Consider the following 19,190-nt stretch of genomic DNA (forward strand, 5'->3'; position numbering starts at 1 on the left):
GGAGTGTCGATGTCGGTGATCACCGCGCCGCTGCGCATTCTGCCCGCGGGGGACCGGTCGCTGCTCGTCGCGCCCGACCGGCATGCCGATCTGGTCGCGTTCATCGACCTGCTGCGGCGCGAATCGCCGGTCGGCGTGCACGATGTGCTGCCCGCCGCGCAGACGGTACTGGTCACGCTGACCGAGGCCGCCGACATTCGGGCCGTCGAAGCGCAACTGCGGCACCTGTTCCGGAGTGTGCATGGCGCCGGAGCGGTCGAGGTGGAACCGGAGCCGATGTGCGTCATCCCGGTGCGCTACGACGGGCCGGATCTGGAAAGTGTTGCGGCACAGCTGGGCATCTCCGTCGCCGAGCTGATCGCCGCGCACACCCGGGCGGTGTGGCGGTGTTCGTTCATCGGATTCGCCCCTGGCTTCGGCTATCTCGAAACAGGCGGGTCCGGCCTCGCCGTGCCGCGCCGGGCGGAGTCGCGGACCGCGGTGCCCGCGGGCTCGGTGGCCTTGGCCGACGGATACAGCGCCGTCTATCCTCGGCGTTCACCCGGCGGCTGGCAGCTCATCGGCACCACCGACCTGCGGATGTGGGATCTCGACCGGGCCGAGCCGTCGCTGCTGCGCCCGGGCACCCGGGTCCGGTTCATCGAGGAGGGGTCGCAATGAGCTCGACGTGCCGCACCGTATTGCGGGTTCTCGACGCGGGTGCGCTGAGCACCATTCAGGACCTCGGCAGACCCGGCTGGTTCGCGGTCGGCGTCGGAGTTTCCGGTGCGGCCGATCGAGGTTCGCTGAAGCTGGCGAATCGCTTGGTCGGCAATCCGGAAGACGCCGCGGGCATCGAAACCTTGCTCGGCGGACTGGAACTCGTGGCCGAGGCCCCGGTGCTGGTCGCGGTGACCGGTGCCGACGCGCCGATCACCGTGGACGGCGTCGCGGAGGCCAACGCGTCCGTGCTGGCGTTGCGGACCGGCCAGCGGCTGAAGCTCGGTGCGGCCGCCGCCGGGTTGCGCGTGTACGTCGCGGTGCGCGGCGGCATCGCCGTGGACGAGGTGCTCGGCTCGCGCAGCCGGGACACCCTCGCCGGGCTCGGCCCGGAGCCGCTTTCCGTGGGTGACGAGCTGCGTGCGGGCGCGGCGGACGCGTACCCGTGGCCGAATGTCGCGGTGGCACCGGTGCTCTCGATGAGTACGGGGATCGTCACCGCCCGAGTCCGGCTCGGGCCGCGAGACGACTGGTTCACCGATCCGCAGGCGCTGTTCACCGGAACCTGGGCGATGACCGACCGGGCCGACCGGGTCGGCGTCCGGTTGGCCCGGGTCGGCGACGCGGCACCGCTGACCCGGATCAACGACAAGGAGCTGCCCACCGAGGGCATGCCGCTCGGCGCCATCCAGGTGCAGCCGAGCGGCGAACCGGTGGTGTTCCTCGCCGATCACCCGATCACCGGCGGCTACCCGGTGATCGGGACGGTCATCACCGCCGACGTCGACCTGCTCGCGCAGCTACGTCCCGGCCAGCACCTGCGGTTTCGCCAGGTCGCATCCTGACCTGCTTATGCACAGTGCACAGCGGCAACGGGCAAACCCTGGCCGGTTGCGTAGTGACACGCTGGCGAACCGTCGTGTGAACTGAGACCCGCTTTCGGTCCGTCGGGCGCTCGATGGTGTCCCGGTTGGCGGCCGCTGGTTCAGCGGCTTCTGGCTTCGATGTCGTCTTCGCCTGAGAGGTACTCCGCCCGTGCTCCGTGTTTGTCGTGCCACATGCACCGTTGGTTTCACGCTCGCGCTGTCTCTCGCGATCGCCGCCCCGGCCACCGCCGGACCGGATCTGCCGAACACCGGCCAGGTGGGTGCTCAACCCACCTGGCCGGTGCGGCCCGACGAGAACCAGCTCCCGCCGCTGCCGCGCGAAACCGACATCTACTCGGTCATTCCGGTGCCCATGCCCAAGGATGACCGGTGGTATGACGACCCGGCCGATCTCGACCGTTATGCCAATGGCGACGTGATCCGCAAGCGCGTGGTGACCAGCTATCTGCTCGCCGTGCCGTGGCCGCCGGTGCACACCGAACAGATCCTGTACCGCAGTACCGACAGCCGCGACCGCCCGATTGTCACGGCCACCACGGTCATGATTCCGGGCATCCCGTGGCTCGGCCCCAGCCCGCGCCCGGTCATTTCCTATCAGGAGGCGATCGACGGACTGGACCCGGCGTGCAACCCGTCGCACACCGTGCGCGCGGGCACCATGAAGGAAACCCAGTTGCTGCTCCAGTTCCTCGGCGAGGGCATGGCCGTGTCGGTGCCCGACTTCAACGGCAAGACCAGCACCACCCTCGCGCCGAACGAAGGCCGGATGGTCCTCGACGGTGTCCGCGCGACCCGTCGCGGTGGTTTGGGCCTGGCCGATGCGCCGGTCGGGCTGTGGGGTTACTCCGGCGGCGGCAGCGCTACCGGCTGGGCGGCCGAACTGCATCGCGGTTACGCGCCCGAACTACCGATCAAGGGCAGCGCGCAGGGTGGCGTCCCCGGCGACAAACACGCGATGACCATGTTCGCCATGGACGCGGGCGCCGGTCTGGCCGGCCAAGCCGATTTCGTCGGCTGGATCTGGCTGATCGGATTGTCCAGGGAATACCCGGATTTGATGCCGCTCGACAAGTTCCTCACCGCCGACGGCATGACCCTCGTCCACGACATCGCCACCCGCTGTCTCTACACCGCGGCCGCCACCGGCGCCTGGCGGCCGCTGAAGAACTACCTGAAGGACCCCAACGCGTTCCTCGACCCCGACATCCAGAACGTCCTGCACCGAGACAGTCTCGGCTACGCGGATACCCCGGATGTTCCGGTGGCCATGTGGCACTCCATGACCGACCCGATCATTCCCATCGCCGCCATCGAGCCCGTCGTGCAGCGATACTGCGCGGCGGGCGCGAACCTGCGATTCTTCAGAGTTCCTGCGACAGAACATATTTCGGCCGAACTGGTCGGCTATGAGCCGTCACTGCTGTGGCTGACCGCCGTCCTCGCCGGTGGCGATCCCGGTCCCACAACCTGTTGAGCGCACGTCGTTCGGGCGCAGGACCGCGCCGGGGGTGGGGCCGGACGGCAGGAACCCGGAGGTGATGAACTCGCGGATGTAGGCGTCGAGTCCCGCCTCGGTGATCGGCGGGCAGTCGATGCCGGTGCCGGCGAGGGCTTTCCGGGTCTGCGCGTCGCTCCAGTCGAGGTTGGCGAGGCCGAGGTAGTTGGCGCTCAGCAAGGCGGCGCGGACGAGCGAATCGTCGCCGATCGCGTTGCGCCGCTGCGATTCCGCGGCGAGGGCGGCTCGGACGGTGTCGAGCGGAGCGATGGTCACCGGGAGGCCGTGATAGCGCAGGCGGGTGAAGATGTCGCCGACGGGCACCGGGGTCTTGTTGACCAGGTGATACACCGATTCCGAGCGGGGGTGCAGCGCGAGTTCGACGATGGCGCGGGCCACGTAGGTCACCGGCACCAGCGAGACGGTGGCATCGCCGACATCCGGTGCCAGGCCGAGGATCGCGGCGGCGCGGACCATGTTCCAGAACGAGTCGTCGGCACTGTTCACCCCGGCCCGCAGATCGCCGCTGATGGTTCCGGGGCGGTAGATGCCGATCGGGATGCCGCGTTCGCCCGCTTGGCGGACCAGTTCTTCGGCGGCCCACTTGGAGGTGACGTAGCCGTTGTCGGACAGCCGGTCCGCACGCAGCCGGGTGTTCTCCTCGATCACTCCCGGTGTCTCCGTCGCCGGGACGGTGGTGCCGAGGGTGGAGACGAAATGCACCGGCTTGAGCCGTCCGGTCGACGCGAGGCGAAGTATGTCCCGGGTTCCCTCGATATTGGCCGCGCGTAGCCGGGCGTACGGATCGATGTGATTGACGCGGGCGCCGTTGTGCAGGATGACGTCCACGGTTTCGGCGAGACGGACCTGGTCGGCGTCGGCGAGCCCCAGCCGCGGTGCGCCGAGATCGCCTGGGACGGCGACGATCCGAGCCGCGACGGTGTCGTCCCACAGCCGATAGCGATGCATCGCCCGCCGGATCCGATCGGCGCCCTGCGCTGCCGTATCGGCCCGGACCAAGCACAGCACCCTGGCGTCGGTGCGGGTCAGCAGCTCTCGGAGCAGGTGGGCGCCGAGGAAGCCGGTCGCGCCGGTCAGCAGCACCGCGCGTGGCGGACCCGGGTGCGCGGGCAGGCAACCGCGGCCATCGATTCCGGCATCGAGGACGGCGTCCTCGGCCGCGGTGATCGCCCCGGTCTGTTCCGCGGTGCCGGTGAGATGCGCGGCGAGGCCACCCACGGTGGGCGTGGTGAGCAGCGCCGCCATCGGCACGTCGTAGTCGAGCCGGGACGAAAGCCGTTGGTGCAGCGTGAAAGCCATCAGCGAGGAGCCGCCGAGTTCGAAGAAGTCGTCGGTGACCCCGATCGGGGAGACGTCGAGGACCTCGGCGAACACCTCGGCGATCGCCCGTTCGAGATCGGTCGACGGTGCGACGCCGTCCCGTGCGGCGAAGACCGGCTGGGGGAGTGCCGCGCGATCGAGCTTGCCGCTGGTGTTGACCGGCAACGCGTCGAGAACCACCACCGCCGACGGCACCATGTAGGCGGGCAACGTGTGAGATACCGACTGCCGCAGCGTATTCGGGTCGATGACCAGATCGGGCGCCGCGACCACGTAGCCGACGAGGCGGTCACCGGCATCGGAGTGCTTGACGGCGACTGCCGCCTGAGCGACGGCGGGATCGGCGAGGAGCGCGGTCTCGATATCGCCGAGTTCGATGCGGTGCCCGCGCACCTTCACCTGGAAATCGCTGCGGCCGAGGTACTCCAGCGTCCCGCGCGCGTGCCAGCGCACCAGGTCCCCGGTTCGATACATGCGCGCCCCTGGCTCGGCCGGATCCGCGACGAACCGTCCGGCGGTCAGCCCGCTCGCACCGTGATAGCCGCGCGCGAGTTGTATACCGGCCAAATACAGTTCACCGACCGCGCCCACCGGCACCGGCCGCAGCCGGGCGTCGAGGACGACGGCCCGCGAATTCCATTCCGGCACCCCGATCGGCACCGTGGCCGCCGGATCGGCGGGGTCGAACCGGTGCTCGGTGATGCTGACCGCGGCCTCCGTCGGCCCGTACAGGTTGTGCACCTCGGCGCTGCCGATCGCGTCGAACGCCCGCGCCGTCTCGGGGGCGAGCGCCTCGCCGATCACGAAAACGGCACGCAGAGAAGAGACTTCGGCGGCGGTCGCATGGCCGGCGAACGTGGTGAGCATGGTGGGCACGAAATCGGTGAGCGTGACCCGATGCGTGGCGATCAACCCGCACAGCGCCGCCGGATCACGATGGTCGTCCGGTCCGGCGATCACCATCCGCGCACCGGCCCGCAGCGGCAGGAAGTATCCCCACAGCGACACATCGAAGGTCGCCGGCGTCTTCTGCAGGTAGACGTCGGTGGCATCGACGCGGTACCGATGCCCCATCCAGTCGAGCTGGTTGACGATCGCCGCGTGGCTGACCACGACCCCCTTGGGGCGGCCCGTCGACCCGGAGGTGTAGATGACGTAGGCGGGGTGCGCACCACGCAGCGGCATACGCCGCTCGGCCTGGCGCACGGGCGCCGTGTCCAGGTCGGTCAGCTCGAGGGTGTCGACCACGTGCGCGGCCGTAACGGTGAACTCGTCTCGGCTGGTGGTCAGGACACACTGCGGCGCGGCGGAATCCAGCACGTAACCGATCCGCTCGGCCGGATGATCCGGATCGATCGGCACCCACGCGCCACCCGCTTCGGCGATCGCGCACAGCGTCACGACCTGATCGATGGACCGGCGCATCGCCACCGCGACGATGGTCTCCGGGCCGACACCCTGACCGATCAACCACCGCGCCAGCCGGTTGCACCGGTCCCGCAACTGCGCATAGGTCAGCGTCGCCGATCCGCAGACCAGGGCGACAGCATCCGGCGTCGCTTCGGCCTGACGCTGCATAGCCGCCCCGAGTGGCTCGGACGCGACCGCGTGATCGGCTCCGGCCGACCAGGACTCGATCAACCGCCGTTCATCCGGATGCACCAGATCGATGTCGCCGACCGCGCCGGCCGGATCGGCGGCCACCTGATGCAGCACCCGAATATAGGCCTCGAGGAACCGCTGCACCGTCGGCTCGTCGAAAAGGTCGGTGGCATAGTTGAATCGGATGATGATGTGACCGGGTGTGCCGTCATCCGCGTGCTCGTCCACCACGGCGATGTGCAGGTCGGTCTTCGCCGTCCGGGTATCGACGTCGAGCCCGGAGAACGTCAGGCCGGGCAGCTCGAGGCTGGCCTTGCCGAAGTTCTGGAACGCGAACCCGACCTGATAGAGCGGATGTCGCCCCGGCGACCGCACCGGATTCACCGCGTCGACGACATGCTCGAACGGCACCTCGGAGTGCGCGAAGTTCACCAGATCCCGATCTCGCGTGCGGTCCAGCAGCGCGGCGAAACTCTCTGCCAAATCGATCCGGGTGCGCGACACCGTCGTGTTGACGAACATGCCGACCAGCTCGTCCAGCGCCGCCTCGGCCCGATTGGTCATCGGCACCCCGATGGCCACGTCGGTGCTGCCGGACAGGCGAGACAGCAGCACGGCCAACGCCGTCCGCATCACCATGAACAGCGTCGCCTTGTGTTCGCGTGCGACCGTGAGCAATTCGCTGTGCAGACTGGCCGGCACCGGCCGCTGGGTCGCCGCACCCCGCAGCGACGCGGTGTTCGGCCTGGGCCGATCGGTCGGCAGATCGAGCTCGTCCGGCAGTCCGGCCAGCTCCGTGGTCCAGTAGGAAAGCTGCTGGGACAGCATCGAATCCGGATCATCGCGAGAACCGAGCAACTCCTGCTGCCACAGCGCGTAATCCGCGTATTGGATCTCCAGCGGACGCCACATCGGCGCGGTGCCCGCGGACCGTGCGGTGTAGGCGTGGGCGATATCGCGGGCCAGCGGGGCCAGCGACGAGCCGTCGGCGCAGATATGGTGCACCGCGCACACCAGGACGTATTCGCTCGCCGTCCGCAGCAGCCGCACCCGCAGCGGGACTTCGCTCGACACATCGAAACCGCGCCACAGGATCGCGCGAATGCGCTCGGCCACCGCGTCGGGCGTCGCGGCCGGCATCTCCTCGACCGCGAAATCGGCTATGACGTCTTCGGTTTCGAGCGCCAGCTGGCGCGGCCCGGTGGCGTCGGCGGGATACATCGTGCGCAGAATCTCGTGCCGCGCCACGGTATCGGCGAACGCCGCGCGCAGGACGGCGATGTCCAGCTCACCGGACATGTTCAGCGCGAAGCCGATGTTGTCCACCGACGAGTCCGGGTCGAACTGGTTGCGCAACCAGAACCGCAGCTGCGCCGGCGACAGCGGCACCCGCTCCGGTCGCGACCGGGCCAGCAACGCGGGCCGCTTCTTGTCGAACCGCTGCGCCTGAATGGCCTTGGCCAACGCCCCCACCGTCGGATGGTCGAACAGCAACCGGGTCGGAATCCGCGCCTGCCACAGCTCGCTCAACCGGGCCGCCACCTGCGTGGCGAGCAGCGAATTACCGCCCGAGGCAAAGAAATCCGAGTCCGCGCCGCACTGATCCTGACCCAGTACCCGAGCGAACACCTCTGCGATCAGCTCCTCGCCGGGGCCGGACAACGACCGGCACGCGAACTGTTCGATCGCGCGCAGACGCAATGCCGCGCGATCCGCTTTTCCGGTGGGTGTCAGGGGAAGCCGGTCGATCACCGTGATCGAGGCGGGCAGCATGTACTGCGGCAGCTGACGCGCCAGCGCGTTCGCCAGATCGGCGGTGTCGAGCAGGTGTCCCGGCTCGGCCTGGATGTAGGCCGCGAGCATGGTCTCGCCCGCCGGAGTCCGGCGATCGACGGTGACCGCCGCCCGCACCCCGGACTGCCGGCCGAGCACCGATTCGATCTCACCGAGCTCGATCCGGAACCCGCGAACCTTGACCTGATCGTCACTGCGCCCGAGGTATTCGAGGTCGCCGTCGGTGCCCCGGCGAACGATGTCGCCGGTCCGGTACATCCGTGTGCCCGCCGCACCATGTGGATCGGCCAGGAAACGCTGTGCCGTCAGGCCGGATCGGGCGTGGTAGCCGCGGGCCAGTCCGGGCCCGGAAACATAGAGCTCACCCGCGGTGCCGACCCCGACCGGGCGCAGCCGCTTGTCGAGCACCCGGCAGTTCATGCCCGACAGCGCCGACCCGATCGTCACGGGACGATCCGGCGACAGCGGAGAACTGATCGCCACCATGATGGTGGTCTCGGTCGGACCGTAACCGTTGAAGAACCGGCGGCCCGGCACCGCCCACCGGCGCACCAGCGGCGCGGGGCAGGCTTCGCCACCGACGACGACCACCCGCAGCAGATCGAGCCCGGTCGGTTCGAGCGAGGCCAGCGCCGACGGTGTCATGAACGCATGGCTGACCTGGTGCCGCGCGATCAGGCCCGCCAGCTCGGCGCCGCCGTACACGGTCGGCGGCACGATCACCATGGTCGCGGCCGCACCGACCGCGAGCAGCAACTCGAGCACCGACGCGTCGAAGCTGGGCGACGCGAAATGCAGGGTGCGCGCCGCCGGGGTCAGGGAGTACCTGGCGATCTGTTCGGCGCAGAACGCGGCGAGTCCGGCGTGCGTGACCGCCACACCCTTCGGCCTGCCGGTGGAACCGGAGGTGTAGATCAGGTATGCGACATTCGAAACCCGCAGCAGCACAGGACGATCGAGATACGATATAGGGTTGGCCGACTCTGCCGAGGTGCGCGCGACGAACTCGGGATCGTCGATCGCGAGCCAGCGGACGCCTGCGGGCAGTGCGGGCGCGAATTCGATAGTGGTCAGCCCGATCTCGGCGGCACAGTCGGTCAACTGGAACTTGATCCGCGTGCGCGGCAGGCCCGGATCGATCGGCACGAACGCGGCCCCGGTCTTCGCCACGGCCCACACCGCGAGCACCGAGTCGATGGACCGCGGCAGCGCCACCACGACCGCCGTCTCCGGGCCGGCCCCCAGTGCGAGCAGCGTGCGCGCCAATTGCGCGGAGCGCGCGTCGAGTTGGCGGTAGGTGATCGCACTGTCGCCGCACACCGCCGCGACGCCGTCCGGATTGCGCTCCACCGCCGCGGCGAGCAGCGCGGCGAGGGTGGGTGAGTGCGACGCCGAGGTCCGGCGGGAACGCGCGCGCCGAGCGGCCGAGGGGGTCCGCTGAATACCACTGGTCAAGCTCTGGTCCCGCCATACGAAGTGACAAAGGGGCCTGATGGTACAACGCCGCCGTGGGGTTCACCACCGATGTCGAAACAGCTATAAGCGCACGTACTCAGCCCGGTCGCACGGCGCGGAGCAGTACATTACGGTACTGGGTGCCAAGAGATTTCGAATTCCGAGGATTATCGTCCGACGTTTGTCGCGGCGCCGATTCCGGCCCGCGCCCAGCGCCGGCTCGGCTCCAGGCATCGGCGCTGCGCGTCGGCGAACAGCCGCACGCTCGCCAGCCCCGGCCAGTCGGCGGGCAGCATCCGTTCGGGCAGACCGGGATCGAGATACGGGATGATCCGCCACTCGTCCAGTAGCGGCACGAAGCGATCGAAGGCCGCTCGGTCGGTGAGCTCGGGCAGGGTGACGATGTCGCGGTGACGATCGAGGAACGCGCGGTGCCGATCGGCGAGCGCGGGCAGATCCCACCACTGCGCCGCCGCCGCGCGCAGCGTGCCCGGGACCGTGAGTTCGGTTGCGCGGAAGGAGGTCACGTACTCGTCCAGCTCCAGTGCGGAGACGATCGCGGACGCCTCTGCCGCGAGATATTCCGGGCAGATCCACAATCCGGCCGAGACAGTCCCGCAGCCGATCGAGGACAGCCGGCGGCGCAGCTGATGCCGGGCGGCGCGCTGGGATTCGGGGATGCCGAACGAAATCAGGTGCCACGCATCGCCGTCGGCCATCTGCCGGAACCCGAAGATGCGCGGATCGCCGCGAGAGTACATCGCCTCCGCGGCATCGGTGATCCGGTATCCGCTGCGCCCGCCACGGGTTTCGGCGTCGAGCACCCCTTTGCTCTTCAGCCGGGTGACCGCCGTCCTGGTGCTCTGCTCCGGTACCCCGAGCCCGGCCAGCAGGCCGCTGAAGTCGGCGATCGCGATCCAGCCACCGAGATCGCGGACGTACGCGCCGAGCATGGTCCGGGCCAGCGAGGTCGCGCTGCCCGGCCGCGAATCGATATCGTCGAGGACCGCGCCCGCGAGGTCAGCGCGCGGTGAGTTCATCGCGGATCGCCGCCACCCCGGCGAGCACCTCGGCGTAGGTGGTGCTCAGCGGGCTCAGGCCGATCCGGATGCCCTGGGGCGGCCGGAAATCCGGGATGACGCCGCGTTGCCATAGTCGTGCGGTGATCTCCTTGAACTGCGGGTGGTCGATCGTCACGTGGCCGCCGCGGCGGTCCGGGTCGGTCGGTGACGACACCGAGACGCCGAGCGGCAGCAACCAGGATCGCACGAGTTCGAGCGCGAACTCGGTGAGGGTCACCGACTTCGCCCGCACCGCCGCCATGCCCACCTCGTCGATCAGGTCGAGGGTGTCCTCGATCGGCAGCATGCCGACGATCGCGGGCGTTCCGCTGATCACCCGCCGGATCCCGTGGGCCGGAACGTATCCCTGCGCCATCTCGAACGGACTCTCGCGGCCCATCCACCCCCAGATCGGCTGGCTGAAATCGGCGAGGTGCTCGGTGCGGACATAGGCGAACGCGGGTGCGCCGGGACCGCCGTTCAGATACTTGTAGGTGCAGCCGACCGCGAAATCGACTCCCCAGGAATCGAGTTCGATCTCCACCGCGCCCGCCGAATGGCACAGGTCGAGCAGCAGCAACGCGCCGGACTCATGGACGGTGGCACAGATCGCCGGGGCGTCGAGCAGGTACCCCGACCGATAGGCGACGTGACTGAGCACCACCAGCGCGGTGCGCTCGGAGACGGCGCCGGCCACGTCCTGCGCGGTGACGCCGCCGGTGAACTCCGGTTCGATCCAGCGCAGCGTCAGGTCCAGTTCGCGGGCGATCGCCTCCAGCAGGTAACGGTCGGTGGGGAAGTTGTCGCGGTCGAGCACGATCTCGGTGCGCCCCGGCCGCAGCGCCAGCGCACCGCGGGCGAGCTTGTACAGCAGCACCGTGGTCGAATCTCCGATCGTGGTCTGGCCGGGCGCGGCGCCGAGGATCGACGCGCCGATCCGTTCGCCGATCCGGACCGGCAGATCGAACCACTGCTCGTCCCAGCCGCGGATGAGCCGGCCACCCCAGGCCTCGGTGACGAAGGCGGCGAGCCGATCCGCGGTCGCGCGGGTGGGACGGCCGAGCGAGTTGCCATCGAGATAGGCGACGATCTCCGGATCGTCGCTGCCGAGAAAGCGGCTCGGATAGTCGCGCAGCGGGTCGGCCGTGTCGAGCACCGTGGCGCGGGTGTGGAAATCGTCGAGTGCGGTGGTCATGTCGTCAACGTCCGATCTCGGTACGTACCGCGAACAGTTCGGGGAAGAAGGTCAGGTCGAGCGCGCGTTGCAGGAACCCGACCCCGCTCGATCCGCCGGTGCCGCGCTTCGTGCCGATGGTGCGCAGCACCGTGCGCATGTGCCGGTACCGCCACAGCTGGAAGTTCTCCTCCAGGTCGACCAGCTCTTCGAAAGTCTCGTAGACCGACCAATGGCGTTCGGGTGCTTCATAAATCGACTTCACCAGCGGTAGCAGATCCGGATCCGGAACGTAGGCTTTCGTGACGTCCCGGTCCAGCGTCGACCGCGGCACCTCGAGTCCGATCCGGGCCGCGTGGTGCCAGAACGCGTCGTAGAGACTCGGTTCGTGCAGTAGGGTGTGCAATTCCTTGTGCGCCAACGGATCCGACTCGAACACCGCTAGCATGGAGGCGTTCTTGTTGCCGAGAATGAATTCCACGGCCCGGTACTGGTACGACTGGAACCCCGACGAGTTGCCGAGGCAGTCGCGGAACTGGGCGTACTCGGTGGGCGTCAGCGTCGCCAGCACCGACCACTGCTCGGTGAGAGTCTTCTGGATGTGCTTCACCCGGGCAATGCATTTGAGCGCGACCCCGATGTCGTCGGACTCGAAGGCGCTCCGTGCCGCACGGGTCTCGTGCAGCACCAGCTTGAGCCAGAGCTCGGTGGTCTGGTGCTGGATGATGAACAGCAACTCGTCGTGGTGTTCCGGCCTGCTGACCGGATGCTGCGCACTGAGCAGCGTCGGCAGGTCGAGATAACCGCCGTAACTCAGGCGGGAGCTGAAGTCGGTGACGATGTCGTGTTCGAGTGCGCGAGTGTTCTGCTCGACGGTCATGCCCATTCCCCATCGGTCGGGTGCTGCCTCGACCCCACGATATGACACCAATGTGACGAACGCTAGAGTAGTGTCATAGCTGCGCCCGTGTCGCACCGCATTCAGCTGGGGAAATGCCTGCTGATGCGGGTCGGATGGGGATCCCCAGACGTCTGGTCGATTCAGCGGGCGGTGAGCGCGAAGATCGGGATGCTCCGGTCGGTCTTGCCGCGATAGTCCGCGTAACCGGCATACATGGCATCCAGCGCGGCCCAGGCGGCCTCGCGCTCGGCGGCGGGGATCTCGGTCGCGGTCACCGGGATCGTCTGCTTCCCGATCTCGACCTCCGCCTCGGGATTGGCGCGCAGGTTCAGCACCCATCCGGGATCCGTCGCGGCGCCGCGATGCGACCCGGCGACCAGGTAACGGTCGCCGTCGCGCCGGTACAGCAGCGGCGACGTGCGCCGCTGACCCGACTTGCGCCCGACGGTATTGAGCAACAGGATCGGCGCCTGCCCCATCTTGCCGCCGAGCTTCCCGCCGCTGATCCGATACAGGGATGCGTTGAGACCCACAAAGATTCGTTCGAGCTGATGCTGAATCGACATGCCTCGAGCCTAAGTTGATCTTCGGCACCCGGCCTTCGGCCGAACCTGACATGACACTGCCAACTTTTGGCAGTTCCCGGCGCGCCGGGAGCCCCCGAAACTATGGCTATCGGCCGCATTCGGCGCTCTCTAGGCTGTGTCGCACATCTCCGTGCGCGTCATCCGCGGCTGCGCGGATCGGACAAAATCCGGACAATGTGGACACACATGGCTGGTCGTCGGCACTCTCGACGGTCAGCCGGATAGACAGCGCTAGGTGGTACAACAGAATGAAGGTCGGCGTCACAGGTGGGTCGGGATTCATCGGCTCCTATGTCTGCGAGGAACTCGTGCGCCGCGGCCACGAGCCGGTGATCTTCGACCATCGAAGGCATGCGCGCCGGCAGCCGTACGAGGTCATGCTCGGCGACATCCGCGACTCCACCTCGATGACCGAACTGGCCGCGCACTGCGAGGGGATCATCCACCTGGCCGCCGTGCTCGGCACGCAGGAGACGATCAAGCAGCCGCGTCCGGCGGCGGAGACGAATCTCGTTGGCGGACTGAACTTTCTGGAAGCGGTCGCGCAGTACGAGCTACCCGGCGTATACATCTGCGTCGGCAATCACTGGATGAACAACAGCTACTCCATCTCCAAGACCGCCGTCGAACGCTTCGTGCACATGTTCAACGCCTACCGCGGCACCCGGGTCACCAACGTCCGGGTGGTCAACGCGTACGGTCCACGGCAGACCGCGGCCGCGCCGTTCGGCGAGGGCAAGGTGCGCAAGTTCACCCCCGCGGTGATCTGCCGCGCGCTGTCCGGCCTGCCGGTGGAGCTGTACGGCGGCGGCGTCCAGCTCTCCGACATGGTGTGGGTGGGTGACGTTGCGCGCGTGCTGGTTTCGGCCTTGGAGTCGGCGGGCAACGGCATCGTCCCGGATGCGGTGATGGAGGTCGGGCCGGCGCGATCGCAGTCGATCCGGTCGGTCGCCGAGCTGATCATCGACCAGTGCGTCGAGCTGGGCTATCCGCGGGTTCCGATCGTCGACCTGCCGATGCGGCCCGGCGAGATCGCCGGCGACACGGTCCGGGCGGATCCGATGACGTTGCCCGCCATCGGCGTCGACCCCGAGTCGCTGCTGCCGCTCGAGGAGGGTATGCGCCGCACGATCGAATGGTTCATCGAGACTCGCGGCACCCACTGGGTCGCGCCGGAGCCGTGCGAGACGGCCACGGCGTGACGGCGTCGTTCCCGATGTTCGGCGTGACCGTCGTCGTCCCGTGCCGGGACGAGGAAGCCAATATCGTTGCCGCGCACCGGGCGATCGTCGGAGAACTCGGCGGGCACGACGTCGAGATCCTGTTCGTCGATGACGGGAGCACCGACGCGACGCTGTCGCTGGTGTCCGCCCTGGCCGCCGAGGACGAACGGGTGCACTACATCTCGTTCGCCCGCAACTTCGGCTTTGAGGCCGCGTTCTCGGCGGGCTACAAGTACGCCACGAAACCGTGGGTGCTGCATGTGGATGCGGACCTGCAAGGTCATCCGGATCAGGCGCACAAGCTGATCGAAGCGGTATCGGATCGGGTGGACGCGGTCTTCGGGGTGCGCGATCAGCGCGACGATCCGCTGCTGCGGCGGTGGGGCTCGACGCTGTCGGATCTGATCGCCCGCCGTGTTCTCGGCATCGAATTGCCGCCGGGGGCGACGACATTCCGGCTGGTGCGTACCGGTATCGCCCGACGGATCGTCGAATTACGCCGTCCTGCTCCGTATTTCATGGCGTCCCTGCCTGCGGTCACCGATCGTTATGTCACCGTGCAGACGGCGCATCGGGCGCGCCGGGCGGGTTCGTCGAAGTTCACGGTTCTCCGCTTGGCCAGGCACGCACTCGATCTGTACGTCGGGCACTCCACCGTGCCGGCGATCGGAGCCACGTTGGTGCTGTGCGCCGGTGTGCTCGTCGGCGTTTTGCTGAGCGTGTTCGGGGCCGGTGCGGTGGCGGTGCTGCTGGTGCAGTTGGCGATGCTCCCGGCGATGGCTCTGCTGCTGCGTTATTCGGTCACGGCGTCGAGCCGGGACGGCCGCGCGCTGTACTACGTGCGCGAATCCGACCTCGTCATCGACGCGGCGGACCGGTTGCACCTGGAGCGGGCCGGCGTGGGTGCGCGATGACGGGCACGTTGGTGATCCTCGGCGGCGCGGACGGTTCGGCGTCCACCTATCGTCGCGCGCGCGAACTCGGCTATCGCACAATCTGTGTCGACCGGCGCGGCGATGCCGTCGCGCGAGCGCTGGCCGACGAGTTCGTGCTCGCCAGCATCCGTGATCCCGAGCTGATCGCGGCGGAACTCGACGGGCGCACCGATCTGGTCGGCGTGCTCTCGCCGGCCAGCGATACCGGGCTGTCGGCCCAGCGAGAACTGGCCCGGCGGTGGGGGTTGCCCGATCTGTCCGCGGCGGCGGTCCGTGCGTCCCAGGACAAGTCGTACTTCCGTGCCGTGTGCGATCGACTCGGCTTCGCGAGCTACGGCTACGTCGCGGGAACCGCCGGCGACGAACTCGCGCTTCGAGCTGCGACACTGCGATTTCCGGTGCTGGTGAAACCCTTGGATGCGCAGAGCAGTCGAGGCATTCAGGTGTGTGACGACGGGTCCGCGATCGCGGTCGCGGCGCGCGAGGCGGCGCGATTCGCCAGCGACGGCGGCGTGATCGTGGAGGAGTACCTGGCGGGAAAGCATTACAGCGCAGAGGTATTCGTCGATCGCGGGCAGATCGCCTTCGCCGGGGTGAGCGCGCGGACCATGACCCCCGCCCCGTACTTCGTGACCACCACGCATCGGGTGCCCGCCGACCTCACCGCAGAACAAGAACGGGAGCTGACCGAGGTGTTGAACGCGCTGGTCGCCGAGCTGGACTATGAGCGTGGCCCACTGACCATCGATCTGCTGATCGATCCGGCGGACCGAATGCACTTGATCGAGATGGGCGCCCGGGTCGGCGGCAACGGGCTCGGCGAACTGGTCAAGCATGCCTACGGCGTGGACACGGTCGCGGCCTCGATCGCCGCGGCTACCGGCGAACCCGCCGACATCACCCGCACCCGTTCGCGCGCGGCGCTGTCCGAGGTGCTCTACACCGATCGTCCCGGCGTGGTCAGCGAAGTGGTCGGCGCCGACGACGTCTCGGCGGTCCCGGAACTGGTGGAGCTGATCCTCTTCGCGGCCCCCGGACAAGAGGTACTTCCGTACCATAATGCGGCGAACAAGCTGGGCCACTTCGTGGTTGTCGCCGACGAGCCCGACCAAGCCGCCGCTGCCGCCGCCGCCATTCGCGCCACGCTGCGCTTCGACCTGAGCGGTGCGGCATGAGCCCCGCGGTGCGCACCACCATCCTGGCGACCCTGGCGGTGGTCGCCGCGGGAGTCGTGTGGTGGGTTTCCGGCCGGCAACACAGCATCGAGAACATCTGGACTCTGCTGGCCTCGCTGATTCCGTTCGTGCTGGCCGCCGAGACGATCGCGAGCCTGCTACCGCACTGGTTCCGGCGCGGCAGGCTGGTCGAAATCTGCGCCCTCGGTGCGTTTGCCGTCGTGTTCTGCTTCCTGGTCCCGAAGATCTTCGCCGCCGCCCTCGACGACGATTTCAATCGCCTGTACTCCTGGATGCGGATCCTGGTCCCGCTGCTGATCCTGTGCCTGGCGCTGATGCTCAGGCTCGGCGGTGCGCTGCCCGCGGTGACGCGCCGGGTCAGCTACGCCGGAATCCTCATCATGCTTTCGGGCCTCGAGGATCTCGCGTTCCAGCTGTTGCGCGGCAAGCCGCTCGCCGACCGCTGGGATTGGGCCGATCACATGACCGTGCGGCTCGGTCACGTCGCCAGCCGGAACGAGGCCCTGGCGTTCATCGTCGTCCACCTGTTGCTCGCCGGGGCGATCGTGCTTCTCCCTGACCGATTCTGGCGGCGGATCGGCGACGGCCTCCGGCGGCGCCCGGGCGGTGCGCGGCGACTCTCGGCGAGTGTCCGGCAACGAGCGGCCGACCGCGCGCGTTGATGGTGTCGACTTCCGCGACGCTGCCCGCGGCCAGGACGGTGGTCTCGCTCGTCGCGGGCCGCGGCGGGTTCCGGATCGCCTACCACGGCATAGCGCTTGGGCTGCTGGCGACTTGGGGCGCCGACGTCTTCGCGGTGTACGCGAGCGCGGTCGGCGCGACGGCCTGGATCGCGTTGCTCAGCTCGGGGCCGGAGAAGGCGGTGCTGAAACTCGTTCCGCGGCTGCCGCGTACGGCCGCGGCGGTGGTGCGGACCGCGTTGCTCACGGCGGCTGTTCCGTTGGCGATAGCGGTACTGCTGATGGTCGTGACGGCTGGGTCGCCGGCAGTGATCTATCCACTGGCGGCGGCCTGGAGCGCGGGCGTCGGACTTATGACGGTTGTGGTAGCGGTACACCGCGCCGCAGGGCGACCCGCGCGGGACAGCCTGGGCTTTGCGGTCCTAGCCGTCCTGCTCGCGGCCTCGGTGGTGCTCGCCGCCGCCGGTGCTCTTTCACCGGTGGGCGAGTTGGCGCTGCTGGTCCTGGTCACTTTTGGCGTCGCCGCCTGGTCGGCCAGGGGAGCGGCGCCCGTCGCGTCCCTGCTGGCTCGCCCGCGCCGCGGCGTCACCGGCGCGGTCCTGCGCGCCGAATTGATGCTCGGACTGTACGAACCGCTGGGCAGCGCAGGTGTCGGCGTGCTGTACGCGGTCCTCGCGCTCAGTGATCAGCGCGGCAGTAGCACCACTCTTTATCTGGCACTGCTGATTTCGAGCGTCGTCGGATCGTTGACGCTCTACCTGTTGCGGATTTACCAGCCGGTGTCGTCGTTGCGGCTGCGCGGTGCCGGTGGACGAGCGGGCACGGACCTCGCGCGGCGATTGTTGACGGCAGCGCTGATCTCGGGCGTGCTCGGGTGCGCCCTCGTGGCCTTGCTCGCCGGGAACCTTTCTGCCACAGCACTTATCGCACTGCTGCTCTGCTTCGAGATCCCTATCCACGCCGTGGTCAGTCTTGCGCTGTTCATTCTGGAGAACGCGGGCCGTCGCGAGTTGACCATCGCCGCGGCAAGTGCCGCAACACAATTCGGTGCAGTCGTGGTGCTCGCCGTATTGCTGGTGCCCGCGCACGGCCCACCGGCGGCGCTCTGGGCACTGGTCGGGTCCTACGCCGTACTCGCCGCAGCGACGGTGCCGCGGCTCCGGGTGAACCCCACGACGCGGGAGGCGTGATGAAACAGCGTGTCGACATCCTCGACCCCCGCCGCGATCCGGAACCGCCGTGGTGGGAGGCGCTGCGCGGCGCGGCCGGCCTGCGCGCGACCTGGGCCTGGGATGTGCTGGCCGTGGCAGGCACCCGATTCGGCATCGTCGTCGTGCACGAGGGCACCGACATCGTCGCCATGGCGGCGGCCCGCTGGATGCTCGGTCTGGCCAACGTCGCGGCGCCCGGCAGTACCGGCCAACCGGGCTGGTGGGTGGCCGATCCCGCACGGCAGACCGAGCTGTTCGGAGTGCTGGCCGCAGGACTGCGCGCCCGATACCGGCACGCGGTACTCGCCACCCTCTGGCGTGAGCTCGAGCGCGAGCAGGCCGACGGCCTCGGCGCCGTGCAGATCACCAGGGCGGTGAACCCGACCGCCGTGCTCCCCATCGTCTGGCCGGACGAGGCGGGCTGGCTGGGCACGCTGTCCTCGAATCGCCGCCGCAGCCTGCGCGCCGAGGCACGATGGTTGTCCCGCGACCACGACCTGATCGCCGGCAGCGGCCCCGCCGAGACACTGGACGCCGATCAGCTCATCGGCCTGTTCCGCCGCACCGAGGAGAAGTACGACGGATTGGGCCGGGCGCCGCGCATGCCCGACGAATGGCTGCACCGGCTGCTGTCCCGCCCCGATGTGCAGGCCGTGCACTACCACGATTCGGATCGAAACCTGCTGGCGGCGTTCACGATTCTGGACCACCCGACCTGGCCGCTGGTGCATCGGTGGGGTGCGCTGCCGGTGGAGGAGGGCGGCCGCAAGCACCTGTACTTCGACGCGTTCCGCCGGACCGTCGGATGGGCGATCGCGGAGGGGAAGCAGGGGCTCATCTGGGGTAAAGGACTGCCCGACGTAAAAGAACGACTCGGCTGCCGGCTGGTCTCTCGTTATGCGGCCGGGGTCGCCTGGTAATCGCGCCAATTCGTCGTTTCACCCTGACT

At 68.7% G+C, this 19,190-nt stretch carries 14 protein-coding genes; 9 read left to right on the forward strand and 5 right to left on the reverse strand.

Annotated features, from left to right (window positions below; translation table 11 throughout):
* The first annotated feature begins 9 nt into the window (after window positions 1–9).
* From ACFYO1_RS32005 to ACFYO1_RS32015, 3 genes are all read left to right on the forward strand, one after another.
* Complete coding sequence (locus ACFYO1_RS32005) at window positions 10–660, forward strand: allophanate hydrolase subunit 1 (RefSeq protein ID WP_387239177.1); 651 nt, start codon at window positions 10–12, stop codon at window positions 658–660.
* Window positions 657–1,544 (forward strand): biotin-dependent carboxyltransferase family protein, encoded by an 888-nt coding sequence (locus tag ACFYO1_RS32010; protein ID WP_387239180.1) that lies wholly within the window; start codon window positions 657–659, stop codon window positions 1,542–1,544. The genes ACFYO1_RS32005 and ACFYO1_RS32010 overlap by 4 nt, the downstream gene beginning before the upstream one ends.
* A gap of 190 nt (window positions 1,545–1,734) precedes the next feature.
* Window positions 1,735–3,060, forward strand: coding sequence for a lipase family protein (locus ACFYO1_RS32015; RefSeq protein WP_387239183.1), 1,326 nt, complete (start codon window positions 1,735–1,737; stop codon window positions 3,058–3,060).
* On the opposite strand, the gene ACFYO1_RS32020 is transcribed toward ACFYO1_RS32015, so the two are convergent.
* From ACFYO1_RS32020 to ACFYO1_RS32040, 5 genes are all read right to left on the reverse strand, one after another.
* Window positions 3,001–9,273 carry an amino acid adenylation domain-containing protein gene (locus ACFYO1_RS32020; protein ID WP_387239186.1) on the reverse strand — a complete coding sequence of 2,091 codons (6,273 nt, stop codon included), beginning with the start codon at window positions 9,271–9,273 and terminating at the stop codon, window positions 3,001–3,003. The genes ACFYO1_RS32015 and ACFYO1_RS32020 overlap by 60 nt on opposite strands.
* Before the next feature lie 167 nt (window positions 9,274–9,440).
* A complete protein-coding gene (locus ACFYO1_RS32025; RefSeq protein ID WP_387239189.1) occupies window positions 9,441–10,313 on the reverse strand; it encodes a PaaX family transcriptional regulator C-terminal domain-containing protein in 873 nt (290 codons plus the stop codon).
* Entirely contained in the window at window positions 10,294–11,529 is a 1,236-nt protein-coding gene (locus ACFYO1_RS32030) for a kynureninase (RefSeq protein WP_387239192.1), read from the reverse strand. The genes ACFYO1_RS32025 and ACFYO1_RS32030 overlap by 20 nt, the downstream gene beginning before the upstream one ends.
* Window positions 11,530–11,533: 4 nt before the next feature.
* The gene (locus ACFYO1_RS32035) at window positions 11,534–12,388 is read right to left on the reverse strand and encodes a tryptophan 2,3-dioxygenase (RefSeq protein ID WP_387239195.1); all 855 of its coding nucleotides are present in this window, start codon (window positions 12,386–12,388) and stop codon (window positions 11,534–11,536) included.
* A gap of 161 nt (window positions 12,389–12,549) precedes the next feature.
* Window positions 12,550–12,975, reverse strand: a complete 426-nt coding sequence (locus tag ACFYO1_RS32040) for a nitroreductase family deazaflavin-dependent oxidoreductase (protein ID WP_387239198.1) — start codon at window positions 12,973–12,975, stop codon at window positions 12,550–12,552.
* A gap of 269 nt (window positions 12,976–13,244) precedes the next feature.
* Here ACFYO1_RS32040 and ACFYO1_RS32045 point away from each other — a divergent pair, with 269 nt between their 5' ends.
* Genes ACFYO1_RS32045 through ACFYO1_RS32070 form a run of 6 tightly spaced genes read left to right on the forward strand, consistent with a single transcriptional unit; the run spans window position 13,245 to window position 19,161 of the window.
* The gene (locus ACFYO1_RS32045) at window positions 13,245–14,198 is read left to right on the forward strand and encodes an NAD-dependent epimerase/dehydratase family protein (RefSeq protein WP_387239201.1); all 954 of its coding nucleotides are present in this window, start codon (window positions 13,245–13,247) and stop codon (window positions 14,196–14,198) included.
* Window positions 14,195–15,133, forward strand: a complete 939-nt coding sequence (locus tag ACFYO1_RS32050; RefSeq protein ID WP_387239205.1) for a glycosyltransferase family 2 protein — start codon at window positions 14,195–14,197, stop codon at window positions 15,131–15,133. Before ACFYO1_RS32045 ends, ACFYO1_RS32050 begins: the two co-directional genes overlap by 4 nt.
* Window positions 15,130–16,329 carry an ATP-grasp domain-containing protein gene (locus ACFYO1_RS32055; RefSeq protein WP_387239208.1) on the forward strand — a complete coding sequence of 400 codons (1,200 nt, stop codon included), beginning with the start codon at window positions 15,130–15,132 and terminating at the stop codon, window positions 16,327–16,329. The genes ACFYO1_RS32050 and ACFYO1_RS32055 overlap by 4 nt, the downstream gene beginning before the upstream one ends.
* Entirely contained in the window at window positions 16,326–17,012 is a 687-nt protein-coding gene (locus ACFYO1_RS32060; RefSeq protein WP_387239211.1) for a hypothetical protein, read from the forward strand. Before ACFYO1_RS32055 ends, ACFYO1_RS32060 begins: the two co-directional genes overlap by 4 nt.
* Complete coding sequence (locus ACFYO1_RS32065; RefSeq protein ID WP_387239214.1) at window positions 17,012–18,220, forward strand: hypothetical protein; 1,209 nt, start codon at window positions 17,012–17,014, stop codon at window positions 18,218–18,220. The genes ACFYO1_RS32060 and ACFYO1_RS32065 overlap by 1 nt, the downstream gene beginning before the upstream one ends.
* On the forward strand, window positions 18,220–19,161 hold the full coding sequence (locus ACFYO1_RS32070) for a hypothetical protein (protein ID WP_387239217.1): 942 nt from the start codon (window positions 18,220–18,222) through the stop codon (window positions 19,159–19,161). The genes ACFYO1_RS32065 and ACFYO1_RS32070 overlap by 1 nt, the downstream gene beginning before the upstream one ends.
* The last annotated feature ends 29 nt before the right edge of the window (window positions 19,162–19,190 follow it).

This window comes from Nocardia sp. NPDC006044, assembly GCF_042871115.1.
Classification (GTDB): Bacteria; Actinomycetota; Actinomycetes; order Mycobacteriales; family Mycobacteriaceae; genus Nocardia.

What these genes read in the sequence shown, in the direction of transcription:
- ACFYO1_RS32030 (WP_387239192.1), bottom strand. Translation starts at nt 11,529, where the DNA reads ATGACCACCGCACTCGACGATTTCCACACCCGCGCCACGGTGCTCGAC.
- ACFYO1_RS32065 (WP_387239214.1), top strand. Translation starts at nt 17,012, where the DNA reads ATGGTGTCGACTTCCGCGACGCTGCCCGCGGCCAGGACGGTGGTCTCG.
- ACFYO1_RS32060 (WP_387239211.1), top strand. Translation starts at nt 16,326, where the DNA reads ATGAGCCCCGCGGTGCGCACCACCATCCTGGCGACCCTGGCGGTGGTC.
- ACFYO1_RS32035 (WP_387239195.1), bottom strand. Translation starts at nt 12,388, where the DNA reads ATGACCGTCGAGCAGAACACTCGCGCACTCGAACACGACATCGTCACC.
- ACFYO1_RS32010 (WP_387239180.1), top strand. Translation starts at nt 657, where the DNA reads ATGAGCTCGACGTGCCGCACCGTATTGCGGGTTCTCGACGCGGGTGCG.
- ACFYO1_RS32055 (WP_387239208.1), top strand. Translation starts at nt 15,130, where the DNA reads ATGACGGGCACGTTGGTGATCCTCGGCGGCGCGGACGGTTCGGCGTCC.
- ACFYO1_RS32070 (WP_387239217.1), top strand. Translation starts at nt 18,220, where the DNA reads ATGAAACAGCGTGTCGACATCCTCGACCCCCGCCGCGATCCGGAACCG.
- ACFYO1_RS32040 (WP_387239198.1), bottom strand. Translation starts at nt 12,975, where the DNA reads ATGTCGATTCAGCATCAGCTCGAACGAATCTTTGTGGGTCTCAACGCA.
- ACFYO1_RS32005 (WP_387239177.1), top strand. Translation starts at nt 10, where the DNA reads ATGTCGGTGATCACCGCGCCGCTGCGCATTCTGCCCGCGGGGGACCGG.
- ACFYO1_RS32045 (WP_387239201.1), top strand. Translation starts at nt 13,245, where the DNA reads ATGAAGGTCGGCGTCACAGGTGGGTCGGGATTCATCGGCTCCTATGTC.
- ACFYO1_RS32025 (WP_387239189.1), bottom strand. Translation starts at nt 10,313, where the DNA reads ATGAACTCACCGCGCGCTGACCTCGCGGGCGCGGTCCTCGACGATATC.